Source organism: Amycolatopsis sp. NPDC006125, assembly GCF_040614195.1.
In the GTDB taxonomy this organism is placed as follows: Bacteria; Actinomycetota; Actinomycetes; order Mycobacteriales; family Pseudonocardiaceae; genus Amycolatopsis_E; species Amycolatopsis_E tucumanensis.
Genome location: NZ_JBEXTZ010000069.1, coordinates 1 through 18,562, shown reverse-complemented (window position 1 = coordinate 18,562; position 18,562 = coordinate 1). Strand labels below are relative to the sequence as shown.

The following is an 18,562-nucleotide window of genomic DNA, read 5'->3' as shown; positions in this document are numbered from 1 at the left end:
GGCCGTGATCGACGATGGATGTCGTGATCATCACGCTGATGGCCCGATTCCCACAGGGCGGCCGCCCCAGGATCGCGACCGTGGTTCGCGAGGTTCACCGGGACATCAGCACTACGGCGACGAGCGAGGCCCACCTGATCACGTTGACCCAACGTCGCACCGCAGAGGAGCTGGACGCCAGGTCCTGGCAATGACCGCGGCCTCGACCGGTTCCCGGCCTACGTTCGTGCCCGCCCCAAGGGACTCGGGGCGGCTCTCGGGTGTGGAGCCGCCCCGAGCGGGCTGGGGTTCCCAGACTGAGTCCAACCCTGTCCACCGGCCGATCAAGGGCCGGAGGTTCTGCCGTGTCAGGCGCCGATGCGGCCGCCGCCGGTGCGGTGCACGCTGATGACCGATGGGCGGACCAGGTGGCCGGGGCCGTCGGGCCAGGTTGAGCGCGGTTGTTCGACGCTGGCGCCGTCGAGTTCGCCCGGGTGCTGCACGGCGACGAGGACACGCCGTTCCTCGATGATCGGGCCGCAGGTCTCCGCGCCGATCGGGACGGTGAGGAATTGCTTGACCTGTCCGCGGTTGGGTCCGTCGATGGCGACGCCGAAGAGGCCGTCGTTGGATTTCAGGGCGTTGCCGTCGGTGGCGATCCAGAGGTTGCCGTGCGGGTCGAAGGCGACGTTGTCGGGGCAGGAGATCGGGCTGATCTGGTCCTTGGGGAACCCGGCGAAGTAGGTGCCCGGGTCGGCCGGGTCGCCGCAGACCAGGAACAGTCGCCAGCGGAAGCTGGTTGCGGCGGCGTCGTTGCCGGACTCGATGACTTCCATGACCTGGCCGTGCCGGTTGCCGGTGCGGGGGTTGGCCTCGTCGGGGCCGGTCTTGCCTGCGGCGCCGCGGTCGGAGTTGTTGGTCAGGGCGACGTAGACGGTCCCGGTGCGGGGATGGGGTTCGACGTCCTCGGGCCGGTCCATCTTGGTCGCCCCGGCCTTGTCGGCGGCGAGCCGGGTGTAGACGTAGACCTCCTCGGCGGTCATGCCGTCGACGAAGGACCGGGTGCCGCTGGCGAGCGGGATCCACTGTCCGGTGCCGTCGAACTCGCCGTCGGAGGGCAGTTTCCCGGATCCGTCGATCTCGCCGGCGGGGCTGTCGCCGGTGAACTTGGCGACGTAGAGGGTGCCCTCGTCCAGCAGCGTGCGGTTGTGCCGCCGGGCGCTCTGGCTGTTGCCCTTCTTGAACCGGTTCTTGGAGACGTACTTGTAGAAGTAGTCGAACCGTTCGTCGTCGCCCATGTAGAGCACGACGCGACCGTCGCGGGTCAGGCGCGGTTCGGCTGCCTCGTGCTTGAACCGGCCCAGCGCGGTGAGCTTGCGCGGCTTGGCGGCCGGGTCGAAGGGGTCGATCTCGACGATCCAGCCGTGCCGGTTGACCTCGTTGGGTTCCTGGGACACGTCGAACCGCTTGTCGAAGCGTTCCCATTTGCGTTCGCTGGCCAGGCCGCGCAGGCCGTAGCGCGCGAGGCGGGCCTTGGTGGTGGGGTCGGTGACCAGGTCGGCGTTGCCGAAGTACTGGTTGAAGTTCTCCTCGCCGGAGAGCACGGTGCCCCACGGCGTCATCCCGCCGCCGCAGTTGTTCAGCGTACCCAGGACCGTCCGGCCGGCCGGGTCCGCCGAGGTCTTCAGCAGCGCGCTGCCCGCGGCCGGGCCGGTGAACTCGATCGGCGTGGTCGCCGTGACGCGCCGGTTGAGCCGGTGCCCCCGCACCGGGGACAGGCGGCCGTTCCGGCGGTTCTCCTCCAGCGCGACCACGGACATGCCGTGCGCGGCCCAGGCGATCTCGACCTGCTCGCGCGTGGGGTTCGCCGCGTTGTACCCGGCGAACATCAGGACCTCGTCGGTGTACTCGTGGTTGGCGACCAGGATCTTGCGGTCGCGCTCTCCGGGCAGGTCCAGCAGCGCCAGGTAGTCGCAGTTGTAGCCGAACTGGCGGGCCTGTGCGGCAGCGCTCTGCCCGGCCGGGGAGAACTGCGGGGCGCCGGCCAGCACCGGGTCGCCCCAGCGGATGACCACCTCCTGCTCGTATTCCGGCGGGATGGCAACCGCGTCGGCGGTATTGGGCGCCACCGGCTCGAAGCGCAATCCCGGCGGCACGGCGCCCGGCCCGGGCTTGCCCGCCGTGGTCGCGGCGGCGGATGCGGTGCCGGTCAGCGCGGCCGTCCCGCCGGCGACGGCCCCGGCGGCCAGGGTCACCACCGCGCCGGCGCGCAGCATCGAGCGGCGCGACAGCGCGCCGGTGATGACGTCGCCGAGGTAGGGGTTGTCCGAGGTGTTCGGCGCCGGGTGGAAGCAGGCGTCGCCACAGCGGTAGCGGCACGTCATGGCCGCCCGGCCACCCTCATGGGAGGCCAGCAGGGGCAACGGCACTGTTCTATGCCCGGGTTCGGATCGGGGCGCCACGGAACCTCCAAAGCAGTCCATTCGGGAACGAGATCCACCCTCACTAGATCGGTGGATCTCGATCCAGGACGTTAGGCGGTGATCGGGCAATCCCGGCGACCAGGAGATGAACTCCAGGCGAACGCTGCCGCGCCGTCGCGTGCGGCTACGTCCGCGCCGGAGCGGTGGCGGGACGCTGCTGCCGGGCCCACGCCTGGGTGGCGACCTGGATCGCGTCGAAGGGACTGCCCAGCGGTGGTGTGTAGGACAGGTCGAGGTCTTCGACTTCCGCGACGGTCATGCCGTGGTAGAGCGCCGTGGCGAAGGTGTCGATGCGCTTGTGCACGGCCGAGTCGAGGTGGCCGATCATCTGGGCGCCGAGGAGTTTGCCGGTGCGGCCATCACCGGTGATGCGCAACCGGATGGGCCGGGCGCCCGGGTAATACGCTTTGTGGTCGTCGGCGGAGAGGTCGACGGTGGCGGGCTGGAAGCCGGCGGCCGCTGCCTCGTGCTCGCGCAGCCCGGTCCGGGCGATGGCGAGGTCGAAGACCTTGAGCACCTGCGTGCCCAGCGACCCGGCGAAGGTGCGGTGGCCGCCGAGCGCGTTCTCCCCGGCGACGCGGCCATGCTTGTGCGCGGTCGTGCCGAGCGGCAGGTAGGTGTCGCTGTCGAGGACGCGGTGGTAGGTGTGCACGCAGTCGCCGGCGGCGAAGATACCGTCCACGCTGGTCCGCATGCCGCGGTCCACCGCGATGGCCCCGCGGGCACCGAGGGCGACGCCCGCGGTCTCGGCCAGGGCGGTGTCGGGCCGGACCCCGACCACGACCAGGACCAGGTCGGTGTTGCGGTCGAAGCCGTTGCTGCCGCGCACCCGCAGGCCCGTGCCGTGGCGTTCGACGCGCTGGACCGTGGTGCCGGTGTGCACGGTGACGCCGTGGGTGTCCAGTTCCGCGGCGACCAGATCGCCCAGAGTCGTGTCTACTGTGGACAGGACCTGGGGCAGCTGCTCGACCAGGGTGACGTCGAGGCCGCGGGTGCGCAGGGCCTCCGCCATTTCCAGGCCGATGTAACCGGCGCCGACGATGACCGCCGAGGTCGCCCCGCCGTCCAGTGTGGAGGTGAGGGCGAACGTGTCGTCCATGGTGTGCAGGAGGTGCACGCCCTCGGTCGGGCCGAGGTCGGCGAGCCCGCCGATCGGCGGGCGCACGGGGACGGCGCCGGTGCCGATGACCAGCTGGTCGTAGTCGAGGCGCTCAGTGTTCCCGCGCTCCGTGCGGACCGTGACGATCCGCTCGCCCGGGTCGATCGCCAGCGCCCGGGTGTTGAGCATGAGGTCGAGGCCGGCGTTGCCGAGGTCGTCGCGGGTGCGGTGGGCCAGAGTTCGCCAGTCGCCAACCTCCCCGGAGACGTGGTAGGGGATGCCGCAGATGGAGAAGTTCGGGTAGGCGTCGGCCACCACGAGCAGTGGCCGGATCGCCGGGTCGAGTTCGTGGGCGCGCAGGCCGGCGCTGATTCCGGCGTCGCTGCCGCCGATCACGAGCAGGCGGGTCACAGGTGTTCCTCCAGGAGGTCGGTGATCTCGGAGACGGCGGCGCGGGCGGTGGGACCGACGCCGATCAGGGTGGCGGAGGCGGGGCCGGTCCAGTCGCCGTACCGAGCAGGTGCAACCGGGGCTCGGCGACGGCGCGAGTCCCCTCGGTGGGGATGTGGCCGTGCTGGGTGCGCAGCCGCAGTGGTGCGAGGTGGGCGAGTGCGGGCCGGAATCCGGTGCACCGGATCACGACATCAGCGGTGCGGCGGGTGCCGCCCTGCCAGACCGGACCGGTCTCGCCGAGGCGGGTGAACATCGGGAACGCGGAGAGCGCGCCGGCGTCGCGCGCGGCGCGGACCGGGGGCACGGCGACGATGTCACCGAGCCCGCCGACGCCGCCGGTGTCGGCGCGCCCGGTGTCGAGCGCCTGCTTGCGCCGGGTGGCGAGATCGAACAGGGCGCGTCCGTCGATGTCATCGGGGAGGTAACGCGGGGGCCGCCGGGTCACCCAGATGACCTCGGCCACGCCGGTGAGGTCGGCGGCGATCTGCGCCCCGGAGTTGCCGCCGCCGACCACGACGACCCGTTGGCCGCGGAAGGTCTCCGGCGAGGTGTGCTCGGCGGTGTGCAATTGCTTGCCGGCGAACACCTCACGGCCGGGCACGGCCGGGACGAAGGGGCGTTCCCAGGTGCCGGTCGCGCTGATGACCGCTCCGGCGATCCACGTGCCGGCGTCGGTGTCGACCCGCAGACCGCCTGGGTGGGGGTGCACGCCCTGCACCCGGACAGGGCGGTGAACGGGCAGGTCGTAGCGCTGCTGGTAGGCACGCAGGTAGGTCACGACGTGCTCGGCCGTCGGATAGCCCTCGCCGGGAAACGGTGGCATCGGCCGCCCGGGCAGGGAGCTGTGCTGGGCCGGGGAGAACAGCCGCAGCGATTCCCAGCCGTGGCGCCAGGCCCCGCCCGGGCCTGGCTGGCCGTCGAGGATGACGAAGTCCAGGCCGGCCCGGCGCAGGTAGTAGCCCGCCGCCGAGCCGGCCTGACCGCCGCCGATCACGACGACCTGGGTGTGGTTCACGCCGCGGTGCGCGCGGCCCAGCGCTTGCGGAGCCAGAGGCTAACGTAGACCAGTGCGACCAGCACCGGGACCTCGATGAGCGGGCCGACGACCCCGGCCAGCGCCTGCCCGGAGGTCACGCCGAACACGCCGATCGCCACCGCGATGGCGAGTTCGAAGTTGTTGCCCGCGGCGGTGAAGGCCAGGGTGGTGGTGCGGGCGTAGTTCAGGCCGATGGCCTTGCCCAGGGCGTAGGACCCGGCCCACATGACCGCGAAGTAGACCAGCAGCGGCAGGGCGATCCGGGCGACGTCCAGCGGGCGCGAGGTGATCGTGTCGCCCTGCAGGGCGAAGAGCACGACGATGGTGAACAGCAGGCCGTAGAGCGCGATCGGGCCGACCTTGGGCAGGTACTTCGTCTCGTACCAGGTGCGGCCCTTGGCCTTCTCACCGAGCCGCCGGGACAGGTAGCCGGCCAGCAGCGGAATGCCGAGGAAGATCAGCACGCTCTTGGCGATAGTCCAGGCGTTGATGTCGAGCGCGGCGGTGTCCAGGCCGAGCCAGCCGGGCAGGACCTCCAGGTAGAACCAGCCGAGCACGCCGAACATGATCACCTGGAACACCGAGTTGAGGGCGACGAGCACGGCGGCGGCTTCACGGTCGCCGCAGGCGAGGTCGTTCCAGATGATGACCATGGCGATGCAGCGGGCGAGGCCGACGATGATCAGCCCGGTGCGGTACTCGGGCAGGTCGGGCAGCAGCAGCCAGGCCAGGGCGAACATCAGCGCGGGCCCGATCAGCCAGTTCAGCACCAGCGAGGCGACCATGGTGCGCTTGTCGCGGGTGACGGTGTCCAGCCGGTCGTAGCGGACCTTCGCCAGCACCGGGTACATCATCAGCAGCAGGCCCAGCGCGATGGGCAGCGACACGTCGCCGACCTTGACCGCGTCGAGCACGCGCTGCAGGCCGGGAACGAACTTGCCCAGCAGCACCCCGGCGACCATCGCGGCGCCGATCCAGACCGGCAGGAACCGGTCCAGGAAGGACAGCCGGTGCAGGACGGCCTCGTCGGCGGCGGGCGTCGTCTCGGTCGTCTGGCTCAACACGGCCTCCTGGCGTCGGACTGGTTTCGGGCGCGTTCGGCGAGCGCGGTGAGGGAGTCGGCGGCGCGTTGCACCGCGTCGGGCAGCAGCCGGTAGTAGGTGAACCGGCCCGCGGGTTCGGCCGCGACCAGGCCCGCCTCACGCAGCTGGCGCAGGTGGTTGGAGATGTTGGTCTGCCGGGCGCCGGTGGCGTCGACGAGGTGGCAGGTGCACAGCGCTTCGTCGGCCAGGAGCTCAAGGATCCGGGCCCGCAACGGGTCGGCCAGCACCCGCAGCGCATCAGTATCGAGTGACATCAGTCGAGAATGATACATCAGTGCCGACTGGTTCGTGCACGCGTGGTGGGCAAGCCGTCAGTCGCAGCGGGTGGGGTCGTCGTCCTCGCCGGGCTCGTCGCGCAACGGGCCCCCGGGACGCAGAAGGTGGTCCATCAGTTCCAGGGGCTCGTGGACGATGCGGTACCAGCTCCAGGTGCCCCGGCGTTCCCGGCTGAGGATGCCGGCCTTGACGAGGATCTTGAGGTGGTGTGACAGCGAGGACTGCGGCATGTCGAACTCGTCGGCGAGGTCGCAGAAGCACGCCTCGCCGGTGGGCGCCTGGCGGACGAGGGAGAGCAGCTGGACCCGGACCGGGTCGCCGAGGGCCTTGAACAACGCAGCCGCCGCGGCCGCGTCGTCGCCGCGGAAGGACTGTGCCTTCGACGAAGGCAGCGGCAGGCCGGCCAGCGGTACCACCCCGTTCCTGTGCTCCGTGCGCACCTCACCCACCGCCATGATGTCATCATCATCAACGGGGATGAACGTCCGGTGAACGCGTCTCGGGCTCGGGCACCGTGAACTGGTAGCCCAGCCCGCGCACGGCCTTGATCCACCGCGGGTCGGCCTCGTCGTCGCCGAGGCGTTTGCGCAGCCGCAGGACGTGCACGGACAGGGTGTTGCTGTGGGTGGCGGCGCCGCGATCGCCCCACACCGCCTGGAGCAGCTCTTTGCGGGTGAGCACGGCTCCGGCGCGTTCGGCGAAGTAGCGCAGGAGCAGGAACTCCATCGGCGGCAGTGGGACGGTCCGGCCGTCCAGCCAGAACTGTGGGACCGCCCCGTCCACCCGCAGGCGGCCCAGGTCGATGGGCAGCGGGCGCAGGTCGACCTGGTCGGGCCGGGGCGCGAACGAGCGCAGCAGCCGCAGCAGCTCACGCGGCCGGTAGGGCCGGGGCACGACCGCGGCGGCGCCGAGTTCGGTGGCGCGGACGGCGAAGTCGGCCGAGCCGGGCCCGGCCGCGGCGACGAGGGGCAGGTCGGGGTCGTGGGTGCGCAGGATGGTGAGGAACTCGGCGGCGTCCAGCCGGCCGCCGCCTGGCCCCACGACCACCACGTCCGGGCAGGTCCGCCCGACCTGCAGAAGCGCCTCGGCCGGGTCCGCGCAGGCTCTGACCTCGACCGGTTGCCCGGCCATGGCGTCCAGCAGCTCGCGGACCAGGTCGGTGTCGCGTTCGACCAGGAGCACGGCGAGGCGGCCGGCGCGCCTGCCGCCGGCCGACAGGCAGGCCCGCCGGCGGGCATGGAACTGGGAGTTGTCCGATTCCCAGCCTTGGGTCAGCAAACCCGACATGTGCCGTCCTCAGCCGAAGCGGCCGGTGATGTAGGCCTCGGTGCGGGGGTCGTCGGGGTTGGAGAAGATCCGCTCGGTGGTGTTGAACTCGACCAGCTGCCCGATCCGGTTGCCCCGGTTGTCGACCTCGGCGGTGAAGAACGCGGTGCGCTGGGACACGCGCGCGGCCTGCTGCATGTTGTGCGTGACGATGATGATCGTGTAGGTCTGGGCCAGTTCGTCCATCAGATCTTCGATCTTGGCGGTGGCGATCGGGTCCAGCGCCGAGCAGGGCTCGTCCATGAGGATCACCTCGGGCTGGGTGGCGATCGCGCGGGCGATGCACAGCCGCTGCTGCTGACCGCCGGACAGGCCGGCGGCGTTCTGCTTGAGCTTGTCCTTCACCTCGTCCCACAGGGCCGCCCCGCGCAGGGCCCGTTCCACGACCTCGTCCATGCTCGCCGGCTTCATCCCGGTGACCCGGGGCCCGTAGGCCACGTTGTCGTAGATCGACTTCGGGAACGGGTTCGGCTTCTGGAACACCATGCCGATCCGGCGGCGCAGTTCGATCACGTCGACCGCGGAGTCGTACATGTCGACGCCGTGGTAGGACACCCGGCCGTGCACCTTCGCTCCGGGGATGAGGTCGTTCATCCGGTTCAGGCAGCGCAGCACCGTCGACTTGCCGCAGCCCGAGGGGCCGATCAGCGCGGTGATCTCCTTGCTGCCGAAGTCGAGGTCGACCTCGCTGACGGCGAGGAAGTCGCCGTAGCTCACGCCGAGACCGCGGGTGGTGATCACACCGTCGGGCTCGCTGTCGGGAATCTCCGGTGCCTTGTGCTGGGAGATCTCATCGAGCAGTCTCCTGCCCTGTCCGTCGGGGTTCACGCCGGTCTGCTCCACTCGTGTTCGGGTCATGCTCGGGTCTTCCTTGCGGTCGAGGGGGGTCACCAGCGTCGCTGGAACCGGTTGCGCAGCCAGATCGCCAGCCCGTTCATGGCGAGCAGGACGAGGATCAGCAGCAGGATGGTCGACCAGGCCAGGTGCTGGAACTCGATGGCGGGCAGCGACACCAGGTTGAAGATCTGCACGGGCAGCACGGTGTAGCGGTCGAAGATGCCGTCGGGGTTGACGGTGACGAAGACCGTCGCGCCGACCAGGATCAAGGGTGCGGCCTCGCCGATGGCGCGCGAGAGCGCCAGGATCGACCCGGTGGCGATGCCCGACACCGACGCGGGCAGCACCTGCCGCCAGGTGGTCTGCCACTGCGTCGCACCGAGCGCGAGCGAGGCGTCCCGGATCTCGCGGGGCACGGCGCGCAGCGCCTCCCGGGTGGTGATGATGATGACCGGCAGGATCAACAGGGCCAGCGCCACCGAACCGGCCAGCGCGACCGCGCCGACCGACAACGGCCCGCGCACCACGAAGGCCAGGGTGAGGATGCCGTAGATCACCGTGGGCACCGCGACGAGGTTCTGGATGTTGAGTTCGATCAGCCGGTTCCACCACTTGGTGTTGTCGGCGTACTCCTCCAGGTAGATCGCCGCGGCGACGCCCAGCGGCAGCGCGAGCACGATGGTCCCGGCCATCACCCACAGCGTGCCGAAGATCGCCGACTGCACGCCGGAGGTCGCCGGCCGCAGCTTCGACGGCTGGTTGCCGATCAGGTTGCCGTCGAACCGGGCCAGGCCCTCGGAGATGATCACGACCAGCACCGTGCACAGGAACAGGCACGCGATCGCCAGGCAGGCCCACAGCAGGCCCGCGAACACCGCGGAGCGGACGTCGAACCGGCGGCGGCCGGTGAGCGTGGCGGCGCTGTCGTACTCCAGCAACGTCATCAGTAGGCCTGCCTGTACTTGCGGACCAGCGCGATGCTGATCATGTTGATCACCAGGGTGATGAGGAACAGCAGCGCGCCCACCGCGAACAGCGAGTAGTACACCGGGCTGCCCTGCGGGGCGTCCCCGCTGGCGACCTGCGCGATGAACCCGGTCATCGTCTGCGCGCCGACCAGCGGGTTGAGGGTGAACTGCGGCTGGTTGCCCGCGGCGATCGCCACGATCATCGTTTCCCCGACCGCCCGGGAGATGCCGAGCACGATCGCGGCGACGATGCCGGACAGCGCGGCCGGGAACACCACCCGCAGCGTGGTCTTCATCCGGTTGGCGCCCAGCGCGTAGGACCCTTCCCGCAGCGAGCCGGGCACCGCCGACATCGCGTCCTCCGACAGCGACGCGACGGTGGGCACGATCATGAAGCCCATCACCAGGCCCGGGGAGAGGTTGTTGAAGATGGCCGCGCCGACGACGTCCTGCAGCACCGGGGTCAGGATGGTCAGTGCGAACACGCCGTAGACGACGGTCGGCACGCCGGCCAGGATTTCCAGCACCGGTTTGAGCACCTTGCGGGTGCGTGGGTTGGCGTACTCCGACAGGTAGATCGCCGCACCGAGCCCGAGCGGGACCGCCACCACCAGTGCGATCAGCGTCGTGCTCGCCGTGCCCAGCACCAGCGGCAGCACGCCCCAGTTCTTGTCGTCCCACGCGGCCTTGTCACCGAACCCGGCCGTCCAGCTCGTCCCGGTCAGGAACTCGCCGAACCCGACGTGGCTGAAGAAGGTGACCAGCGGCGCCAGCAACGCGACCGCGATCCCGACCGTCACCGCCACCGACACCAGCGCCGAGCCGGCCAGCCCCGCCAGGATGAGCCGTTCCCCGATCCGGCTCCGCTTGCGGCGAAGGTCGACCGGACGGCCGCCCGAAGGCGGGCTCCCCGCACCCGGGGAGCCCGCCGTGACAGGTCCAGCGACCATCAGGCGCCGGCCTTGGTCTTGAGTGCCTGCAGCTCGGACTGCGCTGTGGTCACCTGCGCCTGCGTCAGCGGGATGAACTTGGCCGCCTGGACGATCTCGGTGTTCTTCTCCAGGTAGAACTCGGCGAACTTGAGCACCTGCGGCTTCTTCAGCCCGGCGTCGGAGACGTAGATGAACAGCGGGCGCGACAGCGGCTTGTAGGTCCCGTCCTGCGCGGTCTGCACCGACGGTGCGACGCACCCGTTGCCACCGTCGACCTTGACGGCCTTGACCTTGTCGGCGTTGGCCTCCAGGTAGGAGAAGCCGAAGTAGCCCAGCGCCCCCTTGGTCGCCGACACGCCCTGCACCGTGACGTTGTCGTCCTCGGTCGGGTTGTAATCGGTGCGGCTGTCACCCTCCTTGCCGTTGATCGCCTCGGTGAAGTAGTCGAAGGTGCCCGAGTCGGAACCGGCGCCGAACAGCTGCAGCGGCTCGTTCGGGAACGACGGGTCCACCTCGTTCCAGTTCTTGACCGTCGAGCCCGGCGCCCAGATCTTCTTCAGCTGATCCACGGTCAGGCATTCGGCCCAGGTGTTGTCCTTGTTGATCACCACGCTCAAGGCGTCGTTGGCGACCAACAGCTCGCTGAAGGCGATGTTCTTCGACGCGCATTCCGCCTTCTCCGAGTCCTTGATCGGACGAGAGGCGTCGGAAATGTCGGTCTCGCCCGCGCAGAACTTCTTGAAGCCCCCACCGGTGCCGGAGGTCCCGACGGTGACGTTGGTGTCCGGGTTCTCGCCCATGAACAGCTCGGCCGCGGCCGAGGACAACGGCTCCACCGTGCTCGATCCGTCGATCACGACCGGCCCGGACACCGCCTCGCCCGTGGCCGCGCCGTCGTCTCCGCTGCCACCGCACGCGGCCAGGGTGAGCCCGGCTGCCATCACGACGGCCGCAGCCCGTGCCCGCTTGAACTGGCGGATGGTCACTTGGTGTGCCTCCTGCTAAGGGTCCCCGGCACACGCGCCGGGAGGATCCGTCCGCCTCGCGGTCGCGAGGCCCCTGCATCGAATAATTTCGTTCTAAACGGAACGTGAACGAAGAGTGAAGGTGGGGCCTCTAATCGAAAAATGTCGTTCCAGTGGTCCGGTGCTAGGCGTGGAGCGGGACCTGGGGCAGCAGGAGTGCGCGCGCCTCGTCCAGGCGGTCCGGCAGCAGTTCGTACCAGACCCACGTGCCCCGGCGTTCTCCGCGCACGAGACCGGCCCGGCTCAGGGTTCCCAGATGGTGACTCACAGTGGACTGTGACAGCGCCGTCCGCTTGGCCAGGTCGCAGACGCAGACCTGCTTGCCGCCCGCCAGGAGCGTCAGCAGGTGCAGGCGCGCGGGGCTCGACAGCGCCTTGAACACCGCGGCGACATCGCCCGCCGCGGCCTCGGACATCGCGGCGACGGCATCGGGCACGCAGCGCTCGCTGCCGCGCCCGCGACGGTGGTCGTTCACCAGATCGAGGCTGGCGAGCTTCGTCATGCGGTAAATGCTAGGTCATGGATTGACCAATGTCGATCCAAGGGTTGACAGCGATCTCGCTGTCCTGCTGTGCTTGTTTCGACAAAACTCGATCCAGCGTGGATCGTACCCGGAGGGGCACCACCATGACGCGCGCCAGCGGCCTACCCCAGCATGACCTGCACGTTCAACTCGACCGGATCGTCGAAGAACTGTCCGACACCTTCCACGGCGTCTTCAGCCCGGAGACGGTCCGCCGCTACGTCGACGAGACCCACGCCCTCCTCCGCGCCCAGGCCAGCGTGACGACCCACCTGGCGACCCTGACGGCGCGCTTCGCCAAGCAGCGCCTCACCGACCACGGTCACGCGCTCGGGCTCGCGCGGGTCGCCGTGCCGCAGGTGCTGTTCATCTGCGTGCACAACATCGGCCGCTCCCAGATGGCCGCGGCCCTGCTCGACCACCACGCCTCCGGCAAGGTCGCGGTGCGCTCGGCCGGGTCGCAGCCGCAAGACCACATCCCGCAGCAGATCGTCGATGCGCTGGCCGAACTCGGGGTCCCGCTGGCCTGCGCCTACCCGAAGCCGCTGACCGACGAGGTCGTGCGCGCCGCCGACGTCGTGGTGACCATGGGCTGCGGGGACACCTGCCCGGTGTATCCGGGCAAGCAGTACCTCGACTGGCAGATCGACGATCCGGTCGGCCAGCCGATCGAGCAGGTCCGGCCCATCCGGGACGAAATCGACCGGCGCATCCGCGACCTGCTGTCGGAACTGCTCGGCGACGCCTGACGCTCCCGATGCCCGAGACGTTCCTCGGCACTCTGGCCGGTCTCATGGTGGCGCTCGCGCTGGCCACCTTCGGCTTCGTCAAGCTCGCCGACCTGTGGCGGGCACGGGCACGCCTCTGGGAACAGGCCGCGTTCGCGACCGGATGGGTGTGCCTGGCCTTCTGCGTCACGCTCGTGATCTCGACCGCGTACTTCGCCGTGACCTCCTGAGCGGAGCCGGTCACCGGATGTTCACCTGGATCGGGCATTATCGAACCAAGCACCTCTGCCGATCCTCAAGGAGCATCCGGTGACCGACATTCCCGAGGTCCTGTTCGTCTGCGTGCACAACGCCGGACGGTCCCAGATGGCCGCCGCCCTGCTGCAGCACTACGCCCTGGGCCGCGTCGCCGTGCGTTCCGCCGGTTCGGAACCGGGCGAGAAGGTCAACCCGGCGGCCGCGCAGGCACTGGCCGAGTGGGGCCTGGACATCACCGCCGAGGTGCCCAGCAAGCTCACCACCGAGGACGTCGAAGCCTCCGACGTGGTCATCACCATGGGCTGCGGCGACACCTGCCCGGTCTTCCCGGGCAAGCGCTACCTGGACTGGCAGCTCGACGACCCGGCCGGCAAGCCCGTCGAGGAGGTCCGCCCGGTCCGCGACGACATCGACCGTCGCGTGCGCGCCCTGCTGACCGAACTGCTCGACAAGTAAGAGCCCGTCAGCTCTCGGCCGGCGCGAGCGCGGCCGAGAGCTGCGCCATCGCCGCGGGCACGGCACGGTAGTAGATCCAGGTGCCCCGCCGTTCGCCCGTGATCAACCCCGCTTCCCGCAGCACCTTCAGGTGATGCGAGATCGTCGGGCCGGTCAGCTCGAACCCCTCGGTCAGATCGCACACGCACGCCTCGCCCTCGGCGTGCGAGGCGATCAGCGACAACAGCCGCAGCCGGACCGGGTCGGCCACCGCCTTGAACCCGCGCGCCAACGCCTCCGCCTGCTCCGCCGACAGCGGCGTCTGGCTCATTGGCGGGCAACAGGCCACGAGGTGGTTCAGCAACAGCGACTGGTTCGACACCTCTCTATCTTGACGTCCATCGATTCAGAAGCGCAAGCTGTCTCGACAGTCTTCGAATCAGCTGCGAGGTGTGGCTCATGGATGAGTCGGGGAAGGCATTGCGAGACGAGGTTCGCCGGCGCTACGCCGCCGCCGCGGCCTCCGTGAGTGCAGGAAGCTCGTCCTGCCGCGACGGCGACTCATGCGGGACCCCTTGGTACGGCGATACGGAGCAGGCCGAACTGCCCGCGGACGCGGTGACGGCCAGTCTCGGCTGCGGCAACCCGCTTGCCGTGGCCGAGCTGCGCGAGGACGAGACGGTGCTCGACCTCGGCTCCGGCGGCGGCATCGACGTCCTCCTCTCCGCGCGGCGGGTGGGGCCGGGCGGCAAGGTCTATGGGCTGGACATGACCGAGGAGATGCTCGCGCTCGCGCTGGCCAACGCGGAGAAGGCCGGCGCGACCAACGTGGACTTCCTCAAGGGCCACATCGAGGCGATCCCGCTCCCGGCGAACCGGGTCGACGTGATCATCTCCAACTGCGTGATCAACCTGTCCGTGGACAAGCCCGCGGTGTTCGCCGAGATGTTCCGCGTGCTCAAGCCCGGTGGGCGGCTCGGCATCAGCGACGTCGTCGCCGAGGACCACCTCACTGCCGCGGACCGGGCCGAGCGCGGCGAGTACACCGCCTGCATCGCGGGCGCACTCACCTTCGCCGAGTACCGGGCCGGCCTGGCTGGTGCCGGATTCGCCGACATCGAGATCACACCGACGCACGAGGCCGCCGACAGCGTGCACTCGGCGAGCGTGCGCGCCACCAAGCCCCGCGACGCGGGCGCGCGGCGGGAGCTGGCGACGGCGGTCACCAAGGGCGGGTGCTGCGGCTGAGACCCGCCTCAGTCCGGCGGTGTCACGTTGGGCGCGGAAGGGACAGGCCATGGACCGGCGAGCCGTGCACGAGCAGTGGGAACGTGACCGCGCCGCCTTCCACGCGCTGGTGGCGGCGGCGACGGCCGACGACTTGCGCCGGCCGTCGCGCGGCACCCGGTGGACCAACCGGCAGCTGTTGTTCCACATGCTCTTCGGCTACCAGGTCGTGCGGGCCCTGCAGCTGCTGGTGCGTGTGTTCGGCCGCCTGCCGGATCCGGTGAGTCGCGGGTTCGCCCGGGTGCTGGATGCCGGGGCGGTGCCCTTCGACGTCGTGAACTACCTCGGCTCATGCGGCGGCGGCTTGCTCCCGCCGCGGTGTGTGGCCTGGTGGTTCGACCGCATCATCGTGTCCTTGCACCGCAGCCTCGATCGCGCCAGCGAAGCCGACCTTGGGCGCGGCATGCACTACCCGATCCGCTGGGCCCCGTTCTTCGCGCCCTCCATGACCCTGGCCGACGTCTACCGGTACCCTGCCCGGCATTTCGCCTTCCGCCAACGGCAGCTCACACTCATCGCTTGAGCAACCGCCGGGCGAGGTAGGCGGCGTCGCGGCCGACGCCGCGGATGGTGGCCGAGGAGAAGCTGCGCTGCCACTCCAGCCCGACGAACCCGAGCCCGGGATGGGTGGTGGACAGGCCGCGGTGCTGCTTGGGCATCCCGGACGGGTCGAGGGCGCCGAGCTTGTCCAGGTAGGACAGTCCGGGGCGGAACCCGGTCGCCAGGAGGATGGTGTCGATCCGTTCCCGGGTGCCGTCGGGCCAGGTCACGGTGTCGCCGTCGATGGCGGTGAACATGCGGCGCTGGTCGGGCCGACCGGCGTCGATGGCGGCGCGGTAGCCGCCTGCGTCCTGGACGGGCATGCCCGGCTTGGTGCGCAGCCAGGGGCCGATGGGCAGGGCGTCGAATCCGGTGACGGTGAGCCAGAAGTGCACGTCCCGCCCGAGCGGTTTCTGGGGGGCGTAGCGGATCGGGTGGCGGGTGGCGAGGGTGACGCGGGCGTGCGGGGCGAGGTCGATCGCGATCTGGACGGCGGAGTTGGCCGCGCCCACCACCACGATCCGCTGCCCGGCGAAGGGGCTGGGCTCGCGGTAGTCGCTGGAGTGCAGGACGGTGCCGGTGAACCGGTCGAGGCCGGGTAACGCGGGCCGGTAGGGGGAGGTGAAGGCGCCGGTGGCGGCGATGACCGTCGGGGCGGACAATTCTTCGCCCGCCTCGGTTGACACCAGAAACTCGCCGTCGGGCCGGGTCACGGCGGTGACCCGGTGGCCGGTGCGGATGTCGGCGTGCAGGGCCGTGGCGTAGCGGCGGAGGTAGTCGATCACCTCGTCACGGTGCGGGTAGTGGTCCGGGTCGCCGGGGAACGCCATCCCGGGCAGGGAGCTGTAGCGGGCCGGGGAGAACAGGTGCAGGCTGTCGTAGTAGTGCGGCCATGATCCGACCGGCTCGTCGCCGGCCTCCAGCAGGACGGGCTTGAATCCGCGGGCTTTGAGGGCGTGGACGGCAGCGAGACCGGCTTGACCGCCGCCGATCACAATGACATCAGGCATGACAAAGAAATCCTTTCAACACAACGAGTTCGGAAGATCAGCTACCGGGGGACACTGACCAGGGAGGCCACTGCGGCCGCGACGGCGACCAGGGCCAGGACGAGGAAGGTGTGTGAGTAGCCGCCGAGCCCACCGGCGATCGCGGCGCCCGCCCACGGCGCGAGCGACATGGTGATCGTCAGCGGCGCGGACAGCAGCCCGGTGAGCCGTCCATAGTGGACCGGTCCCCAGCGGTCGGTGATGGCCGTAGCCTGCAGAAGGGTGAACACCCCACGAGCCATGCCCGCGACCACTGCGGCGATCACGAGCGCGGGCGCGGTGGTCAGCAGACCCAGCACACCGGTCGTGGCCGCAACCGCGGCAAGGATGATCGCGGTGCGCGCCCGGACGCTGGTGTGGCGGGCGAAGGTGGTGTAGCCGAGACGGCCCAGCACCTGCCCGGCCCCGCCGAGACCGAGCGCGACCGCGGCGGCACCGGGACTGAGCCCGCGCTCGGTGAGCAACGGCACCAGGTTGATCACCACCGCGAACGCGGCGAACGCCGACAAGCTCAACGCCACCACCAGTGCCACGAATGCGCGGCTCCGTGCGATGCGTCCAGGGTCGGTGTGCTCGGCGTGTGCGGGGTGCTCGTGCGGTCCGGGATCGGGCCAGTGCCCCCGCAGCCCCCACGCGTGGCCCGGAATGGTGATCATCGCCAGGATGGCGGCGAGGACGAAGTAGGTCTGCCGCCAGTCCAGGTGGGAGGCCAGCGCGGCGGTCAGCGGGGCGAACACCGTCGACGCGAGCCCCGCTACCAGGGTCACCACGGTCAGCGCGCCTACCCGGCGCGGCCCGTACCAGCGGGTCAGCGCGGCGAATGCCGGCGGGTACAGCGTCGCGCCCATCGCCACTCCGGCGAGCAGCCACGCCGCGACGAACCAGGCGAGGTTCTGCGCGGTCGCGATCGCCACCACCGCCGGCACCGCGAGGATCGAGCCACCGGTCATCAGCCACCGCGGCCCGTGCCGGTCCAGCCACCGCCCCACCGGAATGCCGGCGAGCGCGGCCACCAGCTGCCCACCGGAGAAGCCCGCGGTGACCCAGGTTGGCGACCACCCGGTGTCCCGTGCGATGTCGGTCGCCAGGACGGGGAAGGCGTAGTAGAGCACGCCCCAGCTGGTGATCTCGGTGACGCACAAGGTCACCAGGACCCGGCGCAGCCCGGCCCGTGACAGGGAGCCGGGCTGCGCGGTGGAATCAACCGTCACCGGTCTGCCGAGGGGGCCGACAGCGAGATCAGCTCCGGTTCGGCCGAACCGCCACAGCATCCGCCCGAGGAAGCGTCGGCAGCGGGCTCGTCGAACAGCCCCGCCCCGCCGCACACCCCGGTTTCGGCCAGCACCAGCTCCACCCGCCCGGCCGCTTCGTGGTCGCCGGCGAGTGCGGCGGCGATCGAGCGGACCTGCTCGTAGCCGGTCATCGCGAGGAACGTCGGGGCGCGGCCGTAGCTCTTCATCCCGGCCAGGTAGACGTCCGGCTCCGGGTGCGCGAGTTCCTTCGCGCCGTGCGGGTAGACGGTGCCGCAGGAGTGCACGTTCGGGTCGATCAGCGGCGCGAGCGCGACGGGCGCCTGCAGTGTGGCGTCCAGCTCCAGCCGCAGCTCCGAGAGCCAGGACAGGTCCGGGCGGAAGCCGGTCACCACCACGACCTCGTCCACCGCCTCGACGGTGCGCCCGTCGCCCGAGCGCAGCACCAGGCGGCCCTGCTCGTCGCGCTCGACGGCCTCGGTGCGGAACCCGGAGACGACCTGCACCAGCCCGGCGTCCACGGCCTCCTTGGCGCGGAGGCCGAGCGCGCCGCGGGCGGGCAGCTGGTCGGCCTCGCCGCCGCCGAAGGTGTTGCCCACCGAGCCGCGGCGCAGGATCCAGCTGACCCGCGTGCCCTCCACGGCGGTGAGCGCGACCAGCGCCGTCAACGCGGAGTGCCCGCTGCCCGCGACCGCGACGTGCCTGCCGGCGAACCGTTCCCGGACCACCGGGTCGCCGAGGTCGGGCACCTGGTAGGTGATCCGGTCTGCCGCCGCCCGCTCGCCCAGCGCCGGGAGCCCGTCGCCGCCCAGCGGGTTCGGGTTGGTCCACGTGCCCGAGGCGTCGATCACCGCGCGCGCGGTGATCAGCTCCTCGCGGCCGTCGGCGTGTCGGACGTGCACCGTCAGCGGCTCGGTGTCGCGCCCGTGGTCGACCACGCGGTCCCGGCCCCGGCGCGCGACGCCCACCACCTCC

22 protein-coding genes are annotated in these 18,562 nt (G+C 70.6%); 6 read left to right on the top strand and 16 right to left on the bottom strand.

From position 1 onward, the window contains the following. Nucleotides 1–23: 23 nt before the first annotated feature. On the top strand, nt 24–194 hold the full coding sequence (locus ABZ193_RS29375; protein ID WP_354712262.1) for a hypothetical protein: 171 nt from the start codon (nt 24–26) through the stop codon (nt 192–194). Nucleotides 195–347: 153 nt separating this feature from the next. On the opposite strand, the gene ABZ193_RS29370 is transcribed toward ABZ193_RS29375, so the two are convergent. The 12 genes from ABZ193_RS29370 to ABZ193_RS29315 all read right to left on the bottom strand — a co-directional run bounded on the left by ABZ193_RS29370 (nt 348) and on the right by ABZ193_RS29315 (nt 12,019). Beyond that, nucleotides 348–2,363 carry a PhoX family phosphatase gene (locus ABZ193_RS29370; RefSeq protein ID WP_354712261.1) on the bottom strand — a complete coding sequence of 672 codons (2,016 nt, stop codon included), beginning with the start codon at nt 2,361–2,363 and terminating at the stop codon, nt 348–350. Nucleotides 2,364–2,586: 223 nt separating this feature from the next. After that, entirely contained in the window at nt 2,587–3,972 is a 1,386-nt protein-coding gene (locus tag ABZ193_RS29365) for an FAD-dependent oxidoreductase (RefSeq protein ID WP_354712260.1), read from the bottom strand. A 64-nt stretch (nt 3,973–4,036) separates the two neighbouring features. Further along, on the bottom strand, nt 4,037–5,029 hold the full coding sequence (locus ABZ193_RS29360; RefSeq protein WP_354712259.1) for an ArsO family NAD(P)H-dependent flavin-containing monooxygenase: 993 nt from the start codon (nt 5,027–5,029) through the stop codon (nt 4,037–4,039). After that, nucleotides 5,026–6,111: an ACR3 family arsenite efflux transporter gene (gene arsB / locus ABZ193_RS29355; protein WP_354712258.1), complete on the bottom strand. Its 1,086-nt coding sequence runs from the start codon at nt 6,109–6,111 to the stop codon at nt 5,026–5,028. Before arsB ends, ABZ193_RS29360 begins: the two co-directional genes overlap by 4 nt. Further along, on the bottom strand, nt 6,108–6,407 hold the full coding sequence (locus ABZ193_RS29350; RefSeq protein WP_354712257.1) for a metalloregulator ArsR/SmtB family transcription factor: 300 nt from the start codon (nt 6,405–6,407) through the stop codon (nt 6,108–6,110). The genes arsB and ABZ193_RS29350 overlap by 4 nt, the downstream gene beginning before the upstream one ends. Nucleotides 6,408–6,464: 57 nt before the next feature. Further along, nucleotides 6,465–6,884 (bottom strand): metalloregulator ArsR/SmtB family transcription factor, encoded by a 420-nt coding sequence (locus ABZ193_RS29345; protein WP_354712256.1) that lies wholly within the window; start codon nt 6,882–6,884, stop codon nt 6,465–6,467. Between the two features lie 13 nt (nt 6,885–6,897). Continuing rightward, nucleotides 6,898–7,716 (bottom strand): response regulator transcription factor, encoded by an 819-nt coding sequence (locus tag ABZ193_RS29340; RefSeq protein ID WP_354712255.1) that lies wholly within the window; start codon nt 7,714–7,716, stop codon nt 6,898–6,900. A 9-nt stretch (nt 7,717–7,725) separates the two neighbouring features. Next, the gene (pstB, locus tag ABZ193_RS29335) at nt 7,726–8,613 is read right to left on the bottom strand and encodes a phosphate ABC transporter ATP-binding protein PstB (protein WP_354712254.1); all 888 of its coding nucleotides are present in this window, start codon (nt 8,611–8,613) and stop codon (nt 7,726–7,728) included. 29 nt (nt 8,614–8,642) lie between these two features. Further along, the gene (pstA, locus tag ABZ193_RS29330) at nt 8,643–9,536 is read right to left on the bottom strand and encodes a phosphate ABC transporter permease PstA (RefSeq protein WP_116113417.1); all 894 of its coding nucleotides are present in this window, start codon (nt 9,534–9,536) and stop codon (nt 8,643–8,645) included. Further along, nucleotides 9,536–10,510 carry a phosphate ABC transporter permease subunit PstC gene (gene pstC / locus ABZ193_RS29325; protein WP_354712253.1) on the bottom strand — a complete coding sequence of 325 codons (975 nt, stop codon included), beginning with the start codon at nt 10,508–10,510 and terminating at the stop codon, nt 9,536–9,538. The genes pstA and pstC overlap by 1 nt, the downstream gene beginning before the upstream one ends. Next, on the bottom strand, nt 10,510–11,478 hold the full coding sequence (locus ABZ193_RS29320; RefSeq protein WP_354712252.1) for a PstS family phosphate ABC transporter substrate-binding protein: 969 nt from the start codon (nt 11,476–11,478) through the stop codon (nt 10,510–10,512). Before ABZ193_RS29320 ends, pstC begins: the two co-directional genes overlap by 1 nt. Before the next feature lie 163 nt (nt 11,479–11,641). After that, nucleotides 11,642–12,019 carry a metalloregulator ArsR/SmtB family transcription factor gene (locus ABZ193_RS29315; protein ID WP_354712251.1) on the bottom strand — a complete coding sequence of 126 codons (378 nt, stop codon included), beginning with the start codon at nt 12,017–12,019 and terminating at the stop codon, nt 11,642–11,644. 125 nt (nt 12,020–12,144) lie between these two features. Here ABZ193_RS29315 and ABZ193_RS29310 point away from each other — a divergent pair, with 125 nt between their 5' ends. From ABZ193_RS29310 to ABZ193_RS29300, 3 genes are all read left to right on the top strand, one after another. Then, on the top strand, nt 12,145–12,789 hold the full coding sequence (locus ABZ193_RS29310) for an arsenate reductase ArsC (RefSeq protein ID WP_354712250.1): 645 nt from the start codon (nt 12,145–12,147) through the stop codon (nt 12,787–12,789). 8 nt (nt 12,790–12,797) lie between these two features. After that, nucleotides 12,798–12,998 carry a hypothetical protein gene (locus tag ABZ193_RS29305; RefSeq protein ID WP_354712249.1) on the top strand — a complete coding sequence of 67 codons (201 nt, stop codon included), beginning with the start codon at nt 12,798–12,800 and terminating at the stop codon, nt 12,996–12,998. Nucleotides 12,999–13,077: 79 nt separating this feature from the next. After that, nucleotides 13,078–13,482 (top strand): arsenate reductase ArsC, encoded by a 405-nt coding sequence (locus tag ABZ193_RS29300; RefSeq protein WP_354712248.1) that lies wholly within the window; start codon nt 13,078–13,080, stop codon nt 13,480–13,482. A 7-nt stretch (nt 13,483–13,489) separates the two neighbouring features. Here the strand turns inward: ABZ193_RS29300 and ABZ193_RS29295 are convergent, their stop codons facing one another. After that, nucleotides 13,490–13,792, bottom strand: coding sequence for a metalloregulator ArsR/SmtB family transcription factor (locus ABZ193_RS29295; RefSeq protein WP_094003147.1), 303 nt, complete (start codon nt 13,790–13,792; stop codon nt 13,490–13,492). A gap of 128 nt (nt 13,793–13,920) precedes the next feature. On the opposite strand from ABZ193_RS29295, the gene arsM reads away from it, so the two are divergent. Both arsM and ABZ193_RS29285 read left to right on the top strand, forming a co-directional pair. Next, nucleotides 13,921–14,709 (top strand): arsenite methyltransferase, encoded by a 789-nt coding sequence (gene arsM, locus ABZ193_RS29290; protein ID WP_354712247.1) that lies wholly within the window; start codon nt 13,921–13,923, stop codon nt 14,707–14,709. A 49-nt stretch (nt 14,710–14,758) separates the two neighbouring features. Further along, nucleotides 14,759–15,271 (top strand): DinB family protein, encoded by a 513-nt coding sequence (locus ABZ193_RS29285; RefSeq protein ID WP_354712246.1) that lies wholly within the window; start codon nt 14,759–14,761, stop codon nt 15,269–15,271. On the opposite strand, the gene ABZ193_RS29280 is transcribed toward ABZ193_RS29285, so the two are convergent. From ABZ193_RS29280 to ABZ193_RS29270, 3 genes are all read right to left on the bottom strand, one after another. After that, complete coding sequence (locus tag ABZ193_RS29280; RefSeq protein ID WP_354712245.1) at nt 15,261–16,298, bottom strand: NAD(P)-binding domain-containing protein; 1,038 nt, start codon at nt 16,296–16,298, stop codon at nt 15,261–15,263. The two genes, ABZ193_RS29285 and ABZ193_RS29280, sit on opposite strands and share 11 nt — an antisense overlap. Before the next feature lie 41 nt (nt 16,299–16,339). After that, nucleotides 16,340–17,548 carry an MFS transporter gene (locus ABZ193_RS29275; RefSeq protein ID WP_354712244.1) on the bottom strand — a complete coding sequence of 403 codons (1,209 nt, stop codon included), beginning with the start codon at nt 17,546–17,548 and terminating at the stop codon, nt 16,340–16,342. Next, the coding region (locus ABZ193_RS29270; RefSeq protein WP_354712243.1) for an FAD-dependent oxidoreductase at nt 17,545–18,562 on the bottom strand (1,018 nt) is incomplete at its 5' end. The genes ABZ193_RS29270 and ABZ193_RS29275, both read right to left, overlap by 4 nt.